Origin of the sequence: Aeromonas australiensis, from assembly GCF_000819725.1 — a bacterium.
In the GTDB taxonomy this organism is placed as follows: Bacteria; Pseudomonadota; Gammaproteobacteria; order Enterobacterales; family Aeromonadaceae; genus Aeromonas; species Aeromonas australiensis.
Genome location: NZ_CDDH01000072.1, coordinates 39,918 through 60,588, shown reverse-complemented (window position 1 = coordinate 60,588; position 20,671 = coordinate 39,918). Strand labels below are relative to the sequence as shown.

Sequence of the window (20,671 nt, the reverse complement as noted above, 5' to 3'; positions counted from 1 at the left end):
AGTGACACTGTTTCGGCGGCGGGGTATCAGGGTTGTGGGTGACAAGGCGCAGTGCCAGCGTTACGCGGCGCATTGTGGCCAGCGACGATGTCACCAACCTTCACTTTGAGCAGCTGCACACCACTTTGATTCCCCAGCATCGCTTTTGATGCCATGGCAGGAGCTGGCTGAAAAACCACTTTTTAAGCCAAAATCGCAAGCTCTCCTCCTCTCTGAACCGAAGCTCTCAATGATAGTGCTATCACGGCCGCCACCGCCAGCCATACCAAGGCTTGCTCAAAATAGTGGGTGTCCCAATAGTTGCCTCACTTGAGATGCGTTACTTCATCAGCTCAAAGAAGCTAGGGCGTGACGCATTTGCCCAAGCAGTACGGGGTCACTGGGCGATAGAAAACAGCCTTCACTGGGTACTGGATGTCACCATGGGTGAAGATGCCTGCCCCATTTATCGTGGTGATGCCGCCGAGAACCTGGCATGTATCAGGCATATGGCGCTGAACATGCTCAGGGCCGAGACATCACGGAAAGCAAGCATCCGGCGAAAGCAAAAGATTGCGGGCATGAGCAGTGAATATTTGGAAGCAGTCTTGGCCGCAGGCATCCAGAAATTGACTGTCAGTTAACAAAATATTCACGCTCTCGCCCTGCACCGCCAGCCACACGAAGGCTTGCTCAAAATGGTGGGTGTCCCAATAGTTGTTAGTGGGTGTCCCAATAGTTTTGAGCAGGTGATCCGCACCCAGCCTGTTCTGCCCGACAGTCAGCGGCTGGCGGTGGGTGATATCGACAAGGTATTGAGCGCGCTGCGCCCGCTTCAGCTGCTGGGTCAGCGCACCGGTGCCACCCATGCGGCTGTGCATCTGGATAGTGAGGGCAATATTCTCGCCATTCGCGAAGATGTGGGGCGCCATATTGCGCTGGACAAGCTGGTGGGGCACTTGTGCCGCGCTGGCCGCCGTGACGGTGCCATTCTGGTGACCAGCCGCGCCAGTTTCGAGATGGTGCAAAAGTGCGCCAGCGCCGGGGTGGAGATCTTGCTCGCCATCTCCGCCGCAACTGAATTGGCAGTCGAGCGAGCCGAGCAGACCGGCCTCACCCTGGTGGGCTTTTGCCGCCCCGGGCGGGCCGAGATCTACAGCGGGTGCCAGCGCATTCTGCTCAAATAATGGCAAGGTCGCAAACCCGCTAAACGGGTCATAAAAACTGGCAATGAAAAAGGGCGGGGAGTGTGACTCCCCGCCCTTGTTGTTTCTGCCTCTAGCTTGCAGTTTAGCGCGCCAGCAGGATGCGCAGCATGCGGCGCAGCGGCTCGGCGGCGCCCCACAGCAGCTGGTCACCCACGGTAAAGGCGGCCAGATACTCCGGGCCCATATTGAGTTTGCGCAGACGACCCACCGGAATGCTGAGGGTGCCGGTAACGGCCGCCGGAGTCAGCTCGCGGGCGGTGATGTCGCGATCGTTGGGGATCACTTTTACCCAGTCGTTGTGGGCAGCCAGCAGGGCTTCGATCTCCGCCAGCGGCACATCCTTTTTCAGCTTGATGGTGAACGCCTGGCTGTGGCAGCGCAGGGCGCCGATCCGCACACAGAGACCATCCACCGGAATGACGGCGTTCTCGATACCCAAAATCTTGTTGGTCTCGGCCTGACCCTTCCACTCTTCGCGGCTCTGGCCGTTGTCGAGCTTGGTGTCGATCCAGGGGATAAGGCCACCGGCCAGCGGCACGCCGAAGTTGTCGACCGGCAGGGTGCCGGAGCGGGTCTTCTCGGTGATCTTGCGCTCGATATCGAGAATGGCGGAGGCAGGGTCTGCCAGCTCAACTGCCACTTCGTCGCGCAGCATCCCCATCTGGGTCACCAGCTCGCGCATATGGCGGGCACCGCCACCGGAGGCGGCCTGATAGGTGGCCACGCTGACCCACTCCACCAGATCGGCCTTGAACAGGCCGCCGAGGGCCAGCAGCATCAGGCTGACGGTGCAGTTGCCGCCAACGAAGGTCTTGATGCCATCGTTCAGGGCCTGCTCGATGACGTCGCCGTTGACCGGATCCAGAATGATGACGGCATCTTTCTCCATCCGCAGGGAGGAGGCGGCGTCAATCCAGTAACCCTGCCAGCCAGCGGCTTTCAGGCGCGGATAGACATCCTTGGTGTAGTCGCCGCCCTGGGCGGTGATGATGATATCCTGCTTGGCCAGCGCCTCGATATCGAAGGCGTCTTGCAGAGTACCGGCATCGACGCCGAAGTTGGGCGCGGCCTCACCGGCCTGGGAGGTGGTGAAGAATGTGGGTTGAATATGGGCGAAATCCTGCTCTTCCTGCATCCGGCTCATCAGAACCGATCCCACCATGCCACGCCAACCGACCAAACCTACTTTTTTCATATTGTCCTACCCTGGATTGCTGCTAAAGAAACTCGTGGTGACACCCGTAACCCCTTGTCTGGCGACGCCTGTTTACAAGCGGTTTACAGGCCATTTAAAAAATATGCGCTGCGAAAAATGCGTCTATCCACATTACGGATTGTGGCGGCTTGCGCAAGTCGAATTGCGCAATATTCTGTGCCGTTTGCTGCATTAACCGGCAGCCAGAGCACCGCTCAGGTAGACGGGGAGGGAGAAGGTCAACATCAGACGAAAAGGCCACCGTTTATGGCGGTGGCCTGTCAATAAAGCGGTTGAGAACATCCTCTGCTGCTGTCTGGGGGCGCAGTTGGCGAGTGAAACAACCCGACCTGTTATGCGCTTAGCCGTAACGGGCCAGAGTGAGCCCCTCATCACTGATGGCGGGCGCACTGCCGCTGATAAGATCGCACAGCAACTGGCCCGAGCCCGCCGCCATGGTCCACCCCAACGTGCCGTGGCCGGTATTGAGCCAGAGACCGGGAATGGGGCTTGGCCCCACCAGCGGGGTGCCGTCCGGCGTCATGGGGCGCAGGCCGGTCCAGAACTGGGCCTGGCTGATATCGCCCCCTTGGGGGAAGAGATCCCCCACCACCATCGCCAGGGTGTCGTGACGTCTCGGATTCAAGGCGAGGTTGTAGCCCGACAGCTCCGCCATGCCGCCGACCCGGATCCGCTCATCAAAGCGGGTGATGGCCACCTTGTAGGTCTCGTCGAGCACGGTGCTGCGCGGTGCGGCCTCGGCGTTGATCATCGGCAGGGTGAGGGAGTAGCCCTTGACCGGATAGACCGGCAGCTCCAGCCCGAGCGGGCGCAGCAGCGGCCGTAAAAAACCGGTGGCATAGCTGCCGAGCGCACAGACGATGGCATCGGCGCGATAGCGTTGCTCGCCCGCCCGCACCGCCACGGCGCGGCCGCGGGCTTGCTCAATCTCGTCGATATCGCAGTTGAAGACAAACTTGACCCCGAGCTTCTCGGCTGCAAGAGCAAGGGCTTTGGTGAAGCGGAAGCAGTCGCCGGTCTCGTCGCCGGGTAGACGCAAGCCGCCGACGATTTTGCCGCGCACCCTTGCCAGCGCAGGCTCTGCCCCTTCGCAGCCGCTGGCATCCAGCGACTGGTAGGGGACGCCATACTCCTCCAGCACCTCGATATCGCGCTGACTGGCATCGAGTTGGGACTGGCTGCGAAACAGCTGCAGAGTGCCGAGCTGGCGCCCTTCGTAATCTATGTTCAGCTCATCGCGCAGTACTTTCATACAGTCCCGGCTGTATTCGGCCAGGCGCACCATGCGCCCCTTGTTGGTGGCATAGGCGCTCGGGGTGCAGTTGGCCAGCATCTTCAGCATCCAGCGCAGCTGGAAGGGGTCGGCGGTGGGGCAGACGGTGAAGGGGGCATGTTTTTGCAACATCCACTTGGCGGCCTTGAGGGGAATGCCGGGGGCCGCCCAGGGGGCCGCATAGCCGGGGGATATCTGCCCGGCGTTGGCATGGCTGGTTTCAAGGGCAACGCCCCCTTGCCGCTCCAGCAGGGTCACCTGGTGACCCGCTTTGGCCAGATACCAGGCGCTGGTTACCCCAATTACGCCGCCCCCGAGAACCACTATCTCCATATCGTCTTTCCTTGACTGATCTCCTGATGTGGCCACCACCATAATCAGCCGCCACAGGATATTCAACCGCTCTGCACAGGATTGGGATCTCCGTCTGCCTGCCGGTCACAGGCTGGTGTTTGGTGCGATGGTGAGCCTGATTGCCAGCGTAAATCGCTGCGCTGTTGTCAGTGTGAATGCGCCTGGGGACATGGCCCGCTTACAACTGCTCCAGCTTGATCAGGTACTGCTCCGCCGTCGCCAGAATGGCCTGCTGCTGCGCTGCGGCTTGGCCATCCCAGTTGGCATAGGGGAGGGCGAGGCGAGGGTTGTTGCCGAGCTTGTCCCGATTGCGCCAGAGAAAGTGCCAGTAGAGGCTGTTGAAGGGACAGCTCCCGTTGCCGTGGCGGGCTTTGACCTGATAGTGACACCCCTTGCAGTAGTGGCCCATCCGCTCGAGATAGGCGCCGCTGCTGGCGTAGGGCTTGCTGCCCATCAGGCCGCCATCGGCAAACTGGCTCATGCCGCGGGTGTTGGGCAGCTCCACCCACTCGATGGCATCCACATAGATGCCGAGATACCAGGCATCCACCTCGTCAGGATCGATCCCCGCCAGCAGGGCAAAGTTGCCAGTCACCATCAGCCGCTGGATATGGTGGGCGTAACCATGCTCAAGAGATTGCTTTATGGCGTGGCGCACGCAGGCCATCCTGGTTTCTCCACTCCAGAAGAAGCCGGGCAGCGGCCGGTTGGCCCCGAGAAAATTGCTCTGCTGGTAGTCGGGCATCTTCTCCCAGTAAAGGGCGCGCACAAACTCGCGCCAGCCGAGGATCTGGCGAATAAACCCCTCCACCTGCGCCAGCGTGATGGTGGCCTGATTGGCCTGCCAGTGGGCTTCGGCGGCCCGGATCAGCTCAAGGGGATGAAGCATCTTGCTGTTGAGGGAAAACGACAGGCGGCTGTGAAACAGGCTCCAGCCCCGCTCGCTCAGGGCATCCTGATAGCGGCCAAAGTGAGGCAGACAGTGGGTCAGAAAATGGACCAGCAGCTCGCGGCTCTGGCGCCTTGTGATGGGCCACGGCAGTCTGCTGGCATCCGCCTCGCCGATGGTACTGACCCCATGGCGGGTCAGCATGGCATCAATCTCGCTCACCTCGTTGGCAAAGGTGAGGGGTGCCGGAATTGGCTGGCTCGCCGGCAGCTTGGCGCGGTTCTCGCCATCAAAATTCCAGCGCCCGCCAAGGGGTTGGCCGCGCTCATCGAGCAGCACTTGGTATTGCTTGCGCAGGGCGCGGTAGAAGAACTCCATCCGGCTGTGGGGGTAGCGCTGCCAGCCATCGCGGGGAGTGAGAAAATGCTCGCTCTCCACCTCGGTGGCAGGGATGGCAAGGCCCGCTGCCCAGCTTTTCAACTGGCTGGCGAGGCGCCACTCGTCCGGGCTCTGCCAGGCAACGCTGTCGGCCTGATGTGCTTCGAGCTGAGCCTCCAGCAAGCCGGGTAAATCGGGCCAGCGGGTGCTCTCATCAAGAGTCAGGTAACAGACGCGGTGGCCCGCTTGGGTGAGGGCCGCTGCGAAGGCGCGCATGGCGGCAAAGAAGGCCAGCACCTTCTGGCGATGGTGGCGGCAGTAATCGGTCTCCTGGCGCAGCTCCGCCATCAGATAGCAGATTGCCGGATCCGGGGTGCGAAACCAGCAGTGACCGGCGTTCAGCTGATCGCCGAGAATCAGGCGCAGCTCCATCAGACTGGCTCCCAGTTATGTTGGCAGCTGCGCTGACGAGCGTGGCGACAGCGCTCGCTACAGTAGCGAACCTCCTCCCAGCTTCGTGCCCACTTGCGCCGCCAGCTGAAGGGGCGTTGGCAGACGGGGCAGATCTTCTCGGGCAGATGGGGTTTGCGATGCATGATAGCTTCCGGCCCTGGCTGATGGGGGATGTGGCGTGTGGGTAGGGAGAATAACGAACCGGGGGCGCGGGCGGATCAACCTCACTGCCGGTTTGCCGCGCAGATGCGCGCTTTGTGAGCGGGCGCACAGCCCGCCGCTGCGCCCCTTGTTTGCAAATTAACCTGCCGTTAACGTGGCCCGGCTGCCCGCTGGCAGCATCCATCTATGGACATGGTTTCATCGACATAGTTGGCCACCGACTGTTTACAACCGATATGGAGGGGAGTGATGCCAATCATGACAGCCATGCCCCGGGCAGCTTGCCTGCTCGCCCACTGGTATACCCGGGATCCCATTCTTACCTTCGACTTTCCTCACCGCTGATTGGCGGCAGCCGCCGTTTGAATTTGTCAGCCGGACGCCCCTGAGCGCCCCGGCCTCTTTGCCAATTCCAATTTCAAACACACTGGCCTTGCGCCGGTGAGGAGTCTTTTATGCGTCGTATACCCGAGCCGTTTCGTATCAAGATGGTCGAGCCCATCAAACAGACCACTGGCGCCGAGCGTCGCGCCGCCCTCGAGGCCGCTGGCTGGAACCCCTTCCTGCTGCTGGCCGAAGATGTCTATATCGACCTGCTGACCGACAGCGGTACCGGTGCCATGTCCGACCGTCAGTGGGCCGGCATCATGATGGGAGATGAGGCCTATGCGGGCAGCCGCAACTTCGTCGAGCTGGAGCGCACGGTGCGCGAGATTTTTGGTTACCAGCATGTGATGCCCACCCACCAGGGGCGCGGGGCCGAGCAGATCCTCTTCCCCGAGCTGGTCAAGCGCTGCAAGGGCAAGGCGCCGGTGTTTATCTCAAACTACCACTTCGACACCACCAAGGCCCATGTGGAGTTGGCTGGCGCGCGGGCCATCAACCTGCTCACCCCGAAAGCCCTCGACACCACGGCCCCTTATGCCTGGAAGGGTGATTTTGATCTCCCTCGCCTGAGCGACACCATCGAGACCCTGGGGGCCGACAACGTGGCCGGCATCATCATCACGGTCACCTGCAACAGCGCCGGCGGCCAGCCGGTCTCCATGGCCAATATGGAGGCGGTCTCCGAGCTGGCCCGTCGTCACCAGATTCCGGTGGTGATCGACGCCGCCCGTTTCGCCGAGAACGCCTGGTTTATCAAGGAGCGGGATCCGGCTTATGCCAAGTGCAGCATCAAGGAGATAGTGCGCCAGATGTTTGCGCTGGGGGACATCTTCACCATGTCGGCCAAGAAAGACGGGCTGGTCAATATCGGTGGGCTCTGCTGCTTTAAAGAGGATCTCGACCTGTTCCGCGCCGTGCAGGTGCGCTGTGTGGCGATGGAGGGATTTGTCACCTACGGTGGCCTTGCCGGACGGGACATGGCGGCGCTCGCCATCGGCCTGCGGGAGGGGATGGATGAGGAGTATCTCACCTACCGCATCAGTCAGGTGGCTTATCTGGGCGAGCGGCTGGCCGAGGCGGGTATTCCGATCCAGACCCCCACCGGCGGCCATGCGGTCTTTGTCGATGCCAAGAAGCTGCTGCCCCATATTCCGGCCGAGCAGTTCCCCGCCCATGCGCTCGCCTGCGAGCTCTATCTGGAAGGGGGCGTGCGCGGGGTGGAGATTGGCTCCCTGTTGCTGGGGCGTGATCCCGCCACCGGCAAGCAGGAGGCGGCGGACTTTGAGCTGTTGCGTCTCACCATTCCGCGCCGGGTCTACACCCGGGATCACATGGACTATGTGGCCGACTGCCTGATCGCGGTGAAAGCGCGGGCCAGCGACATTCGCGGGCTCACCTTTGCCTACGAGCCGCCGCTGCTGCGCCACTTCACGGCGCGGCTGAAACCGGTTTGATCAGCAACCGGTCAGACGGGGTGATCAACAGCGCCAAACCCTGAGGATCACCGGCGATTCCCGGTTAATGGCCAAGTAAAAAAGCCCCCGCACCAAGGTGCGGGGGCTTTCGTTTATCGAAGCAAACCGGGTCAGACCGCCTGATACTCCAGCTCGACCGAGCCCAGCGCCTTGAGGGTGGACTGGGCGGAATCACGCTGGCTGATCTGGCCGTTTTTATTCTCCAGCAGCACGGCGCGGCGGATGGTGGCGAGATCTTCGCCATTAAGCACCGCATGGGCGCAGGCCATCTGCATCGGCGGCAGGCTGGGGTTGAAGGCGGCGTTCTCGGCGTAGCGGCCAGAGAAGATGCGGCCATCGGCAAACTGCAGCGCCACCGCGGCATAGCCCTGACTGTAGGGGGCGTAGCTTTGACGGGCGGCGGCGAGCGCGGCCTGCCACAGTGGGTCTTCGCTTTGAAGCGTGAGCTCGGCGTGATCCTGCGGGCTCATCAGCGCATCTGTGATCTCGAGATCCGCCGGGCCAAATGAGTGAGGCAGGAAGGATTGCAGGGTGCTCAAGTCATCTGGCAGGGAGACTTTGAGGATCTTGGCGGTGCTCAACTCGTTCATAAACTGACGGCAGTGGCCGCAGGGGGTGTAGTTGACGGTGATTTCGCTGATCCCGGTCTCGCCACCCAGCCAGGCGTTGGAGATGGCGGACTGCTCGGCGTGAACCGAGTGGAACAACCCTTGCCCCGCAAACTCCATATTGGCGCCGAAGTACCAGCTGCCGCTCAGGCCACAGGCGATGGCACCGACATAAAACTTGGAGATGGGGGCCACCGAGCAGGCGGCTGCCAGCGGCAGCAGGGCGAGGCGCAGGGCGCGATCATCGAGACCGGTGGCGGCTTTCAGGGTGGCGACTTGCTCCGGCGTGAAGCGGGCGTTGAAGTCGGCACTATCCAGCATGGGCTGCACGGCTGCTTTGAGCGGGGCAGAGAGGCTATCGAATGGCTTGGCAAAACGGGGATGCATAGTGTGTCCTCAAAGGCCAATTGGGGGGCCATTGTAGGGAGCAAGCTCGGGTAAATGTGTGAGCAGGCTCACGCCCTGACGGGCAAACGGAGAAGGATGGTAATGGAAACGTTTGTCTTGTGCAAATTGTGCGGCAGGTCGCACCCGGAGCGACCTGCAGGCCACTCCGGGTGGTGCATTGGTGATCAGATCAGCCAGTGATAGATGGCAAACAGCAGCGGGGCGACGGCGGCGGTGAGGATGCCGCACACCACCATGGCGAGCGAGGAAAAAGCCCCCTGGGTGATCCCCTTCTCGGCGGAAGTCGCAGTGCCGATGGCGTGGGCACAGGCGCCCATGGCGAGCCCTTGCGCTTCCGGATCGGTCACTTTCAGCAATCTGAGCAGCGGGTAGCCGATCAGGGCGCCGACAATTCCTACTACCACCACCACAGCAGCGGCAATGGCGGGAATGCCGCCAATGGACTGGCTGACGCTCATGGCGAGCGGGGTGGTGATGGATTTGGTCGCCAATGAGGCGAGCAGCGCCGGATCTGTGCCCATAAAGTGACCGATCAGCAAGGTTGTGCACACCGAGATCAAGACGGAGGCGAGGGTACAGATTAGGATGGGCTTGAGCTTGGCCTGGATCTGGCGCGCCTGCTGATAGAGCGGCAGCGCGAGCGCCACCACGGCGGGCTCCAGCAGCATGGTAATGGGGCTGCTGCCACGCTCGTACTGCTCAAGGGGCAGGTCGAACCAGAGCAGCAGGCCGATGATCACTGCGGTCGGCACCAGCACCGGGTTGATAATGGGCCAGGGCAGGCGGCGATAGAGGGCGCGGGTGGCGAAATAGAGCGCCAGGGTCAGGGGGATGGCGAGCCAGAATATCATTTGTTCATCCTCTGGTAGAGCCGACCGACGGTGGCGAGGATCAGCACGATCCCGAGCACGATACAGAGCATTATCACACCGAAGGATTGGCGCAGGGGCTCAAGCCAGGCCACCAGCCCGACCGCGACCGGCACGAACAAGACGCCCATGTGGCGCAGCAGCAAGCCTGCGCCCAGCTCGACCCAGTGCAGCTTGATCAGCTGCAAAGAGAGCAACACAAACAGCAGCAGCATACCGATGATGCTGCCGGGAAAGGTGAAGGGCAGGATGGCTGCCACGGTTTTGCCTGCCAGCAGGCAGGCGACGATGACCAAAAAGTCACGAAGGTAAAGCAAGGCGCGTTGCGCGATCACGTGAGCCTCATCGACTGGGAACAAAAATCACAGTTTATCAGAGAGGCCGGATTGCGGCATTAAAACAATAACAACTGAAATCAGTTCATTTGAAGCCGACTGGTATGACAATGAGCTGTTGAACAAGCTATAGAAGATCGTCTGATAGCACCCTTTTCGAACTACAAGGAGTAGTGATGACATCCCTCTTGTCCCGCGTTCGCCAACTGGCGAGCGATAATGCGTTGCCATCCCATCTGCTGCAAACCCGCCAGTGGGAAGGCCCCCTGTGCCGGGTGCGGCTCGACAACACCGGGTCTGATGCCACCCCGGTTGAGCGCTGGGTACTGTTTGACGGCAAGCTTGGCCTGCCGCTGGAGAGCGCCATCTATGGCGAAGGATTCCAGATGCTGGCCCAGACCATGGGCAGTTGGCAATCACCGCAACATGTCGGCCGTTGCCCCGATGCCAGCGTCTATCACATCACAGATGACAACGGCTACCACACCATTCACAACCTGCTGCTGGTGGAGCACAACAAGGGGTGGCTGCTGCTCGCTTTTGCCAGCTGTCACCGTTTTGGCGGGGAGTTTCGCCTCTATCCCGATGGTCGCCTGCAGATCCTGATGAACTGCGAAGGGCGAAAACTTGCGGCCGGTGAGCACTGGCAGAGCGAGGCGCTGATCTGTCTTGAAGGGGCGGAGCGCGAAGATCTGCTGGCCGAGCTGGCACGGCTGATCGAGGCTGAGCACGGCTCGCTGATCGGCCAGGTGAGTGATCGCCCGAGCGGCTGGTGCTCCTGGTATCACTACTACGCCGAGGTGAGCGCTGCCGATATTCGCGAAAATCTGCAGGTGCGTGCCGAGCGCTTCCCGGCGCTGCGCTATGTGCAGATCGACGACGGCTATCAGGCCAAGATGGGCGACTGGTTCACTCCGTCGGCCAAGTTCGAGCAAGGGGTGGCCTCGCTGGCCGCAGAGATCAAAGGGGCTGGCTGCGAGCCCGCTCTCTGGGTCGCCCCCTTTATTGCTGAACCCGGTTCGCAAGTGTTTCAGGAGCACCCCGACTGGTTTGTGAAGGGGGATGACGGTCTGCCGCTCCCTTCCGAGCGGGTCACCTATGGCGGTTGGCGCTGTACCCCCTGGTATGTGCTGGACGGCACCCACCCCGAGGTGCAGGCGCACCTTGAGCAGGTGTTCCGTACCCTGCGCGAGCAGTGGGGCATCCACTACTTCAAGCTCGATGCCAATTTCTGGGGCGCTATCCACAGTGGGCGTTTCCACGATCCGGCTGCCACCCGGGTCGAGGCCTATCGGCGCGGCATGGCGGCCATTTTGCGTGGTGCAGGCGAGGGTGCCTTCCTGCTCGGTTGCAACGCACCTATCTGGCCAAGCCTTGGTCTGGTGCACGGCATGCGGGTGAGTGATGATGTGGAGCGCAACGGCCACCGCTATCGCCAGATCGCCCGCGAGGCCTTCTGCCGAGCCTGGCAGAACGACAAGCTCTGGGCCCTCGACCCCGACTGCATCTGTTTGCGGGATCTGCCGAGTCAGCAGGCAAGCAAAGCTGATTACCGCTTCCATCTGGCCGCCCTGGTGGCGAGCGGCGGTATGATGCTGGCAGGGGACAGGCTGCAAGATCTCGATGAGGCGCAGGCTGGGCAACTGCGCAAGCTGCTTGAGCTCTGTGCGGCCCGAGCCCCTTCTGCCCGTTTCGAGGCGATGGACTTTGCCTGTGGTGAAGTGACCCTGCCTGAGGGCGGCACTCTGCTCTGCCTGTTCAACTGGGAGGCGCAACCACAGGAGTTTCTGTTGCCGCAAGGGGGACGTGATTTCTGGGATGAGAGGGAGGTCACTACGGCCGTGACCCTGCAAGGGGGTGAGGGGCGGGTGATCCGCTACCCCTGATCACAGCCTCACCACATACAATTCAGGCTCCATTACGGAGCCTGAATTGTTTCAACCAGCGGTTATCAGCCACGATTTTCAGTAACGCCGTCAGTAACGCCACTCAAAACCGACGGCGTATTGGGCCGAACCATAGCCCGGAATATCGTTACTGGAAGCGATTGCCTTGAGGGTCAATAGCGAGGTAATGGGCACCCCCAGACCCACACCGATGGCCAGCTGATCGTTGGGATTCCCCATCAGATCGACCCGCATCACCCGATAGAGGGACATATCCTCGCTCAGGTGCATATAGGCTTGCGAAGCGTGGTTATAGGCCTGACCAAATAGCTCCAGCTGGAAGCCGGACTGGGCGCTGATGGCCAGCGGCACCCCGACAAACTTGTAGAGATGGGAGCCGTTAAAGTAGCTGTTGGTGACCTGTGGGGTGAAGTCAGTCTGCTGATAAAGGGTATTGAAGTTCTGCTCGACGATGCGATAGGTCTGCTCAGGCAGGCGAGCAAGGTAATCCGGTACATCGAAGCGGTATGCCGCGTTGGCTACCAGTGGCAGCAGGGCCAGTAATCCGAGTTGTACGTGGTAACGAGGCATCAGCAAATGGCTTCCGTTCGGCCAAAGAGATCGCTTGCTTGGGAGACATCCGCTCAGGATGTTGCAAGATATTGGTTTTTGGGGAAATCCCCTTCGTCATTATGACCTGAAGAAGGGGATGGGCGGGAAGGATTTATTGTGAAACTACTCACAACTTATAACGCTTCCAGATAGTGATAGAGACTCTTAAGAATCGCAAAGTTCCGTTCGTTACTCTGGTTCTGCTCGGCCAGCGCCTCAAGACGAGGGACATAATCGGGCAGACGGCGGCTGAAGTAGTCGCTGCAGTGCAGGCGCCAGCGCTTCTGCTCCGCTTCGCTCAAGGTGTGGGGCCAGTTGCGGGCGCGGTAGCGAAACAGCATCTCTGGCAGGCGCGGGTCACTAAAGGCAAATTCCCGCTCACCCAGCAGGTCCGCCGGGGTTGCGCGCACCAGATCCATGGTGGACTTGTCGCCGTGGCCAAAGAATCCGGCGTAGAGCTGGGTATCGGGGTCGCTGTCACTGCTGCCAGCAAACTCCTGATTGAACACTTCCACCAGTTTTTCCCGCACCTCCGGGTGGGCGCGCAGCAGATCCAGGCTCTTGCGACACTGCTCCCGGTCGACACCCAGCTCATCGGCCCGCTCCGCCGTCAGGGTGGCGGCCGGCGCCAGCACCGGGCATTTGTTGATATGCACCAGTTTGACCGGAATGCCGGCCAGATCCCCCAGCTCCTCTTTTTTGGTGTAGAGACGCTCGCGGATCTCCTCGCTGGTGAGTTCGATAAGCGGGGTGGGGTCGCGGGTGAGATCCACCATGATCACCGCATTCTGATTGGTGGGGTGCCAGGCGAGCGGCGAGACCCAGCTCACGCACCCCTGCCAGGGAGAGAACATGCCGGAAACGTGCACCAGCGGTTTCATGGTCACCACGTCGATCAGCGCCTTCACCTTGTTTTTGTTACGCAGATCAAACAGATAACCAAACAGCTTGGGTTGGGCCTTTTTCACCCGCTTGGCCATCTCGATGGTGGCCAGCACGTCCGAGAGGGCATCGTGGGCATTGGCGTGAGTCACGCCGTTGGTGACCGTCAGTTTTTCAAGTTTGAAACTCGGCTTGCCCTCATCGTCAAAGGCCCACTCTATCCCCTCCGGGCGCAGGGCATAGCAGGCCCGCAGCATATCGAGAATGTCCCAGCGGGAGTTGCCGTTTTGCCACGCGTAGCCATAGGGGTCATAGAAGTTGCGATAGAGGGTGTAGCGGGTCACCTCATCATCGAAACGAATGCTGTTGTAGCCAAGCACGCAAGTATTCGGGGTGGCGAACTGTTCGTGGATCTGGGCAATGAAATCCGCCTCGCACAGCCCATCCTTCATCGCCTTTTGTGGCGTGATGCCGGTAATGAGGCACGCCTCCGGATCCGGCAGATAATCAGCCGGCGGCTTGCAATAAATCACCAGCGGCTCGCCAATGAGGTTGAAATCCGCATCGGTACGAATACCGGCAAACTGCGACGGCCTGTCCTTGGCGGGGCTGATGCCGAAGGTCTCGTAGTCGTGGAAATAGAATGTTGGCTCATTGCCCGGTTGTGCTGTTTTGCTCATGTTGCTTGCGATGAGGTATCCGATGATGGCGGCCAGCGCCAGGGTGGGCGGTGCCAGGCACCACAATTGCCTGCATGGTAAACCATAGCGCAGGCAGAACGAAGGGCGAGCCGCGCAGGTGGTGGTTTATTGGGCGAAAGTGCGCAGTGGAGGTGGTTGTGGTCTGGAATGAGTGACTTTATCAAGCAGCGTTGGGTGCCGCGATGGCTAATGCAGATGAAGAAGCGCTGCACTATATGACCACCTTTGAGGATGAGTTCTGATGGCCGGTAGCTTTATCGCCATCAGCCACCACGGGGTGGATGATGCCTTTGAGCTGCTGGCCAAGCTCTATCAGAAAACCGGTGACCTGAGCGAACCGCTGGCAGATATAGGGGAAGGGCTGCGGCTGTCGCACCGGGATCGCTGGGATGCCCAAGAGAGCCCGGAAGGGGAGCCCTGGGCCCCGCTCTCGGATAAGTACCGTGCCCGCAAGCCCCACCATGCTGATGAGGTGCTGCGCCTGAACGATGATCTGCGCGATACCCTCGACTATCAGGCCGAGCCCCAGACCCTCTACTTCGGTACCCTGTTGGGGGATGGCGCCGCCCACCAGTTCGGCCGTCCCGAGATCAACCTGCCAGAGCACCGCGCTTTGGGGCTGTCAGAAGGGGATAAACAGAGCGTGTTGGAGACGCTGGAGGGGTATCTCAGCCCCGAGCGATTGTGAAGCCTTATAGTACGATGATGACCCTAGGCTAAAGGGATGGCGCAGAAGGGAGGTCTGGAGTTCTTTATGGAGAGATTTAAACAGTTTTAAACACCATATCTAGTGAGTGTTGCCCATCTTGATGAGATTGTTCTGGATGATTAATGACCAAACTCAAATTTAAAATGTGATGTTTATCAATAATTTTGGTGAGGATTAGTGAAAGGTCTATTTTTCGATTGGAACTGTAGTTATAGTGCGCGGGCATTCACGGCCACGTTGTGGTTTGAACGAGAACATCACGGGTTAGCGAAAGCTAAAGATAGGAGCGAAAGCTCTGTGGAGTGCAATGTGCTCTGACTGATCCGGTGAGGCGCCCACGCGAACTGTCGCCACGGCGCCCGGATCGCCCCGCTGTGAGCGGGGCAGGTTAGTTCCACAGGTAAAACCCCTTATATCTCGTAAGTGTGGACTTAGTTAATACACTGTGAGCATCTCAATTTCGGGGTGCGTATTGCTAAGGAGTCCAATTTGAAACAATTGCAGAAACACTTGAATGCTCTTAAGGGGCGACTGATTAGGATGTTGGGTGGTCTCTTAGGCCATCCAAAGGTGGTAAGCTTAGTAACCTGGCTTGTTGGCCAACTCATACTGTGGGGGGCGAAATGCGCCATCGCGATACTACTTTCCAAAGTAGGGATTATCCTTCCTATCTTGTAACACCTAGTGTTATCGGGGTCACCTGTGGGGCGCACAACCTATGAGTTCATATCATATATTGAAACAAATTCGTCTGATTTGCGGTTTACCTTATGATAAGGTCTCAATGGAGACAGGTTTGCTTGTTAGCCATCTACAAGAGATTGAGGATGGTTCATGCAGCATTTCTCCAAAGTTGACTCCATATTATGCAGCTCAGATGCGAGTTAGTTCATCTCTTCTTAATGCAATTTTAGATGCAAGCGATGGCAGACTAGGTTTTTTTTGCCAGAGACTATCACGATTTTATTCTTTTTACTTATCATGTGTTTTGAAACTACGAGGAAATGATGAGTAGAGTAAATAACAAGTCATATCCGTTGAACCAGAGCCCTCTTTTTAAGATAAACTCTCCTGCAAGGCTAGCGAAGATATTGCTTGTTAGTGATGCATCTGTTCTTATCAAGCTAAAAGAAAAGGGGGAGAAAAACTACTATTTTGGCTCTACAGATAAGGGACGGGACATTGAAGTCCCATTGTCTCAGTTAAGTCGTATTCATAGTCGGATAAATAAACTTTTATCGAATATTACGCCGCCTGACTATCTTTACTCTGGCGTAAAAAAACGTTCTAATGTGAAAAATGCCGCAGTTCATGCTGGTAATAAAAAACTACTAAAGATTGATATTGCAAAATATTATCAATCAATAAGCGAAGAGCAAGTTTTTAGGTGTTTCAGAAAAGTGTTTCAATGCGCACCAGAGGTGGCGTCGCTAATAGCCTCGCTTTGTTGTGTAAAAGGGCATTTACCAACAGGCAGCACTATTAGTCAGTCTCTTTCATTTGCAGTGAACAGACCAGTATTTGATAATATAAATATATATTCTCACAGTAAAGGTATTAAATTCACTTGTTATGTAGACGACCTTACATTTTCAGGTGATGAGATTCCATCAGGATTTTGTGACTACATTGTCGGTTATATAAAAAAGAATAGAGGATACAAGTGTCATAAAATTAGACGATATAACGCAGAGACTGATAAAAGAGTTACTGGTGTTATTATATCTGATGGAAAACTAAAGGTTATGAATCGACATGTAAGGGAAATTAACTATCTTTACAAGAATGTAAATAGCATGCTTAAAAAGCATGCGGCTACAGACAAAGAGTTGATTCATTTTTTCCAACGCCTTCAAGGCCATCTCTTTTCTGCAGGGCAAGTAAATTTAAGATACCGTAGGTTAGGTGCATCTGTGGTTCAAATTCGTAAATCGTCAGCAGTTCCTGCTTTGAATCAAAATACCATGTAAAATGAAGCCCTTTAGCTTAAAGGGCTTTTAGTTCATTGTTAGGGGGAGGCTAGCTCTTGGCCGGTGCGTTACCCCGGCCTCCACCAGAGACGTTTCCTGTTGTGCTTGGCCAGTTACCACCGGGGCCAGGATGGCTAGAGGGACCACGCCCGCTGCTACCGTTACCTTTTGCAGCACTACTTTTCCCACCACCGCTGTTACTACCACCTTTCGCCATATTGTCCTCCTATGCGTGATGATGGCCCAGCAACAGCTGCTGAGCTCAGTAAGCCTAGTCAAACTGCTAAGCATTAACCCACCATAAACCCCATCCCCCTTTATGCCGCCGCACTATGGCGGCATGAACATATCCAAGACCCCATACTCAGTGCCTTTCGTGGCCATCCTCCAAGCCAACCCCGTCAGCGGGGAGCGGCTGGCGGTGCTCGATGCGCAGCTCACCCCTCAAGGCGATGGCTGATACCAACTGCTGCCGGTCGGCCCGTTCAAGGCTCGTGATGGTCGCCCGTTCGATGTGGCGAGTGCTCACTGGCAACTGGACGGGCAGATCGCTGCAGCCCTGATTGCCCGTGCCAACGCCTTTGGGCAAGGGTTCCTCAACGATTACAACCGCCAGACCCTATTGCTGATCAGCATGGTCAGCTAGCGCTGCTGTGGTGGGCAACTGTCAGGTGAATAGCTGCTTTATCTCCACCACTTGATCGGGCCATACTTTTTGCTACCGCATCACCTGCAAATCCGCACTCTTGAGCTTGAAGGTACAGCCTTGCTGGATAAGCTCCTCCCGGTTGGCCAGCACCAGCGGGTAGAGCAGGGGATGTTGTTGGTGTTCGCCGTTATAACTCACCTGCATCCGCTCCAGTGCATAGTGCATCAAGGGGATGCGCTGGCTCAGCAACAGCTTGCCATCGGGCATGGCGTAGTCGTTGGCAATGATGGCCTGTTGTCCTTCACTGAGGCTCGGGTTAGGGATAACCACGGCGGTCACCTGGGTGTTCCACTCCCGATCCTGATCCCGGCCGTGAGGGGAGGCATCCAGCAGATCCGGTTCGCCGCGAAAACGGCTCATCACAAAATCCAGATATTCCCCCTTCTTCTCGCAGTAGGCGCGTACGTGCCAGCGGATCCCGTCATAGACCAGCGTATGGGGCACGATATTGCGGCCACTCTGCTCCTCTGAGCTCAGTGATACGTAATCGACATCGACCCGCAGTTGGCCACGCGCCGCCTGCACCAAACCGCGCACGATGTTCGGGTCGATATGGCGGTTTGGCACATCCAGGATCTCGATGTGGCCGTAGCGCAGATCCATCAGCGGCAGGGTCAACAGGCCCGCTTCATGTTGGCGCTGGTGCTGCTTTTCACGGTGTAGCAGCATCAGGTACTCATCGACTTTTCCTTCACTAAAGCGCGGCACAAACTGCGCTGTGGGTTTGTATCCCTTCAGGCTTCTGTCATAGACCAGCCCTTGCGGCGAGTAGTGGGTCAGGTAGTGGTTGATATCCCGTGACGCCTGTTGACGGCCGATATTGAAAGCGGTCATCAGGTGGTTGGTGGTCAGCCGTCCCTCCCACTGCAAGACGATCTCCAGCAGACGAAAACGCAGGGTTTGATCCCAGGTGAGCTCTTTGGGTGCCATACGTGCTCCAAAATGCGACATGTTTATGTAACCAGTATCGGCATGAGTATACAGGCTACATATAATGAGTCCATCGAAACGAGCGCCAAAGGAGCAGGTTATGAACGGGAAGCTGGACAGTGCATACAGCCATCATGCCGCGTGCCGGATGCAGCAGCGCGGTATTGCACCCGAGCTGGTGGATCTGCTGCTGAGCATCGGGCGCTCGGCTTATCACCAGGGGCGCGAACTGGTTTATCTCGACCGTAAAGGTGTGGCCATGCTGCAAGCCGGAGGCGGATTGCCAGCGGAATGTTGCCAGCGTCTGCGCCGTCACTATCTGGTTCTGCAAGACGGCGAGATTGTCACCGTTGGTCATAAAACCACTCACTTCAAACGGGATCGTCACTGAGGCGCTATGAATTCAACTCTGTTATTGGATCAGGCGGCCACGCCCCTGATCAGGGGGATCTATTGCCTGCTGTCAGCCGAGCGAGCTGGGGAGCTGACCGCTCTGCTTGCCAAAGGTCCGTGTCACCAAGAGGGTGAGACTTCAGTGCTGGCGGTGGTGACGGCATTGGCTATCCATGTCGAGCAACATCGGCTGGATTGCACGCCACAGCCTATCTATCTGGGGCGTGAACAACTGATGACCGGTGCAGCCGATTTACTGGGGGAGGCTGCTTGCTTTGAAGATCAGGATGCGTTGCGCCTGTTGGCGCTGCTACTCGACAAATTGCTGCGAGGGGGGCGTGGCAGCCGTCAGGCCAAGCTGGATGGACTCACCCCAAGTGTGATGGAGCAGCGGGCGCTGGCGGCCAGATCCCCGAATACCGGTGCTGTGGTGCGTGGCAGCTGGCGGCGCAAGGCACGCAATCAGCTGGGCCATGCCAGCTGGCTGGATGTGGTGGAAGCGGCCCTCTGGTGCTTCTGGCATGGTGACGATTTAGCAAGCGGCGAAGTGCTACTCGGTGTGCTGCTGGGTCGGGATGAGCGAGTACGGCTTGTTTATGGTCTGCTGGCCGGGGCTTTCTATCTGCCAGAACGGGCGGCGTGAAGAGGCAGGGCTGTCATGACACCGCCATCTTGCTCGCAGTTAACCCGCCATTTCTACCACCGGATAACAGGCATCTCCCCACAGGGTATCGGGATGGGCCATCATCAGTTCGATGATCACCGGCACCAGTTTGCCGAGCAGGTTGGCACAATCCTTCAGTTGTTTGCGATTGACCGAGCTGTTCCAGGTCGCACCACCATGGATTAACTGGTTGCGCAAGGTATAGAGGCGGTTAAACACCACGCCCAGCAACTGCGGGGTGTTGCCGCTGGCGAGTGCCTGGTTTGCCATCTTCTTGCCTTGTGTCAGCCGCTCCTTCCACTGGGATTCGCTTATTTTGCCGCTGTGATAATCCCAGAAGCCTTGTAGTACAAACGGGGTGTCCAGCAGGATGCGGATACTGCCAGAGAACTCCTGCCAGACCAGATGTTCGATCTTTTTGTGCTCATCCAGGTCGCACAGTTTCTCCAGAAAGCCTTTGAAGGTCTCCTGTTCCGAGAGGCGACGATCGTCATCGATTTCAGTGGCATAAGCCGCATTGAACGCAATCCAGAGAAAGATAAAGCGGCCATCTTCATCTTCGGCCATTTCAGCGCGTTGCAGCCAGCTTAAGGCTCGATGCACTCGCAGGTTGAGGTTGCTGGGGGCGTGTTCACGCAGTGTCCGGTGACGGGTTTTCAACTGTTCAAAATTCAACGACGATCTCCTTCTCAATCAGATGAATAGCCAGTTTCGGCAACCATGCCCGCTCTCTTGTGGCTTGATCATCTGGTGGGTGGCCAACTGGCTGGAATAGCAATGTGGTGATAGCAGCGGCTACTTGCGGATGACACCCTTCAGGGTTGCAATGGCCAGCTCCACCATGGTGGCCGATGATTGTTCCAGTGGGGCATGGTGGCACTCGGGACAGGTCTCAAACCAGGTATGGCCACGTACCATAACATCGCTCTTGGGAACAACCGTCTTGTGCCAGCCACAGGTTGGACAGCGATAAGTAGAAGGGGGTGGTTGTATCGGCATGATATCCCTCAGGCAAGTTCCATTTGGCCTAGAGTAACACGGCTCAAATTATTGCAGTGAGCTCCTTGTTCACACTCTTTAGAGTCAAAGTTGTATCCGCCTGAAAACACGACATGTGCAAAACCCCAGTATCGAAGCTGTGCGGCTGGCCCGGTATAGTCAGCCGAGTTCACATCAGAGGGGATATGCGATGAGTAACCAACCCGGCTTTTGGTTAGTGAC

20 protein-coding genes and 1 pseudogene are annotated in these 20,671 nt (G+C 58.1%); 9 read left to right on the top strand and 12 right to left on the bottom strand.

The window, feature by feature from the left end:
* Nucleotides 1-275 precede the first annotated feature (275 nt).
* Both BN1117_RS19110 and fdhD read left to right on the top strand, forming a co-directional pair.
* A pseudogene (locus BN1117_RS19110) lies at nt 276-623 on the top strand (ISAs1 family transposase); the annotation flags it as partial.
* A 54-nt stretch (nt 624-677) separates the two neighbouring features.
* A complete protein-coding gene (gene fdhD / locus BN1117_RS12780) occupies nt 678-1,166 on the top strand; it encodes a formate dehydrogenase accessory sulfurtransferase FdhD (RefSeq protein WP_280136002.1) in 489 nt (162 codons plus the stop codon).
* A gap of 103 nt (nt 1,167-1,269) precedes the next feature.
* Here fdhD and asd read toward each other — a convergent pair whose 3' ends face one another.
* The 4 genes from asd to BN1117_RS19105 form a co-directional block, all read right to left on the bottom strand.
* Nucleotides 1,270-2,382, bottom strand: a complete 1,113-nt coding sequence (asd, locus tag BN1117_RS12775; RefSeq protein WP_005345266.1) for an aspartate-semialdehyde dehydrogenase — start codon at nt 2,380-2,382, stop codon at nt 1,270-1,272.
* Between the two features lie 361 nt (nt 2,383-2,743).
* Entirely contained in the window at nt 2,744-4,051 is a 1,308-nt protein-coding gene (locus BN1117_RS12770) for a D-amino acid dehydrogenase (RefSeq protein WP_280136004.1), read from the bottom strand.
* 157 nt (nt 4,052-4,208) lie between these two features.
* On the bottom strand, nt 4,209-5,729 hold the full coding sequence (locus BN1117_RS12765) for a cryptochrome/photolyase family protein (RefSeq protein WP_040097911.1): 1,521 nt from the start codon (nt 5,727-5,729) through the stop codon (nt 4,209-4,211).
* The gene (locus tag BN1117_RS19105) at nt 5,729-5,893 is read right to left on the bottom strand and encodes a DUF2256 domain-containing protein (RefSeq protein WP_082032602.1); all 165 of its coding nucleotides are present in this window, start codon (nt 5,891-5,893) and stop codon (nt 5,729-5,731) included. The genes BN1117_RS12765 and BN1117_RS19105 overlap by 1 nt, the downstream gene beginning before the upstream one ends.
* 474 nt (nt 5,894-6,367) lie before the next feature.
* Between BN1117_RS19105 and BN1117_RS12760 the strand changes: the two genes are divergently transcribed.
* On the top strand, nt 6,368-7,753 hold the full coding sequence (locus BN1117_RS12760; RefSeq protein ID WP_040097909.1) for a tryptophanase: 1,386 nt from the start codon (nt 6,368-6,370) through the stop codon (nt 7,751-7,753).
* Between the two features lie 131 nt (nt 7,754-7,884).
* Here the strand turns inward: BN1117_RS12760 and cdd are convergent, their stop codons facing one another.
* The 3 genes from cdd to BN1117_RS12745 all read right to left on the bottom strand — a co-directional run bounded on the left by cdd (nt 7,885) and on the right by BN1117_RS12745 (nt 9,994).
* Nucleotides 7,885-8,769, bottom strand: coding sequence for a cytidine deaminase (gene cdd / locus BN1117_RS12755; RefSeq protein ID WP_040097908.1), 885 nt, complete (start codon nt 8,767-8,769; stop codon nt 7,885-7,887).
* Nucleotides 8,770-8,954: 185 nt separating this feature from the next.
* Nucleotides 8,955-9,641, bottom strand: a complete 687-nt coding sequence (locus BN1117_RS12750) for an LrgB family protein (RefSeq protein ID WP_040097906.1) — start codon at nt 9,639-9,641, stop codon at nt 8,955-8,957.
* Nucleotides 9,638-9,994, bottom strand: coding sequence for a CidA/LrgA family protein (locus tag BN1117_RS12745; protein ID WP_040097905.1), 357 nt, complete (start codon nt 9,992-9,994; stop codon nt 9,638-9,640). Before BN1117_RS12745 ends, BN1117_RS12750 begins: the two co-directional genes overlap by 4 nt.
* Nucleotides 9,995-10,170: 176 nt before the next feature.
* On the opposite strand from BN1117_RS12745, the gene BN1117_RS12740 reads away from it, so the two are divergent.
* Nucleotides 10,171-11,880, top strand: coding sequence for a glycoside hydrolase family 36 protein (locus BN1117_RS12740; RefSeq protein ID WP_040097903.1), 1,710 nt, complete (start codon nt 10,171-10,173; stop codon nt 11,878-11,880).
* A 90-nt stretch (nt 11,881-11,970) separates the two neighbouring features.
* Here the strand turns inward: BN1117_RS12740 and BN1117_RS12735 are convergent, their stop codons facing one another.
* Both BN1117_RS12735 and sbcB read right to left on the bottom strand, forming a co-directional pair.
* The gene (locus tag BN1117_RS12735; protein WP_040097929.1) at nt 11,971-12,471 is read right to left on the bottom strand and encodes a hypothetical protein; all 501 of its coding nucleotides are present in this window, start codon (nt 12,469-12,471) and stop codon (nt 11,971-11,973) included.
* 155 nt (nt 12,472-12,626) lie between these two features.
* On the bottom strand, nt 12,627-14,054 hold the full coding sequence (gene sbcB, locus BN1117_RS12730) for an exodeoxyribonuclease I (protein WP_040097927.1): 1,428 nt from the start codon (nt 14,052-14,054) through the stop codon (nt 12,627-12,629).
* Between the two features lie 262 nt (nt 14,055-14,316).
* Between sbcB and BN1117_RS12725 the strand changes: the two genes are divergently transcribed.
* The 3 genes from BN1117_RS12725 (at nt 14,317) to BN1117_RS19880 (ending at nt 17,400) form a co-directional block, all read left to right on the top strand.
* Nucleotides 14,317-14,763 (top strand): phage virion morphogenesis protein, encoded by a 447-nt coding sequence (locus BN1117_RS12725; protein ID WP_040097901.1) that lies wholly within the window; start codon nt 14,317-14,319, stop codon nt 14,761-14,763.
* A 1,025-nt stretch (nt 14,764-15,788) separates the two neighbouring features.
* Complete coding sequence (locus BN1117_RS19100) at nt 15,789-16,754, top strand: reverse transcriptase family protein (protein WP_082032601.1); 966 nt, start codon at nt 15,789-15,791, stop codon at nt 16,752-16,754.
* A gap of 514 nt (nt 16,755-17,268) precedes the next feature.
* A complete protein-coding gene (locus BN1117_RS19880; protein WP_244463547.1) occupies nt 17,269-17,400 on the top strand; it encodes a hypothetical protein in 132 nt (43 codons plus the stop codon).
* Between the two features lie 72 nt (nt 17,401-17,472).
* On the opposite strand, the gene BN1117_RS12710 is transcribed toward BN1117_RS19880, so the two are convergent.
* Entirely contained in the window at nt 17,473-18,393 is a 921-nt protein-coding gene (locus BN1117_RS12710) for a BrxR family helix-turn-helix transcriptional regulator (protein WP_040097897.1), read from the bottom strand.
* A gap of 100 nt (nt 18,394-18,493) precedes the next feature.
* On the opposite strand from BN1117_RS12710, the gene BN1117_RS12705 reads away from it, so the two are divergent.
* A complete protein-coding gene (locus tag BN1117_RS12705) occupies nt 18,494-18,784 on the top strand; it encodes a hypothetical protein (protein ID WP_040097896.1) in 291 nt (96 codons plus the stop codon).
* A gap of 6 nt (nt 18,785-18,790) precedes the next feature.
* Complete coding sequence (locus BN1117_RS19875; RefSeq protein WP_244463546.1) at nt 18,791-19,429, top strand: ADP-ribosylglycohydrolase; 639 nt, start codon at nt 18,791-18,793, stop codon at nt 19,427-19,429.
* A 39-nt stretch (nt 19,430-19,468) separates the two neighbouring features.
* Here BN1117_RS19875 and BN1117_RS12695 read toward each other — a convergent pair whose 3' ends face one another.
* Both BN1117_RS12695 and BN1117_RS19505 read right to left on the bottom strand, forming a co-directional pair.
* Nucleotides 19,469-20,125, bottom strand: coding sequence for a HEPN domain-containing protein (locus BN1117_RS12695; RefSeq protein WP_040097894.1), 657 nt, complete (start codon nt 20,123-20,125; stop codon nt 19,469-19,471).
* Nucleotides 20,126-20,245: 120 nt separating this feature from the next.
* Entirely contained in the window at nt 20,246-20,449 is a 204-nt protein-coding gene (locus BN1117_RS19505; RefSeq protein WP_156129983.1) for a hypothetical protein, read from the bottom strand.
* Between the last annotated feature and the right edge of the window lie 222 nt (nt 20,450-20,671).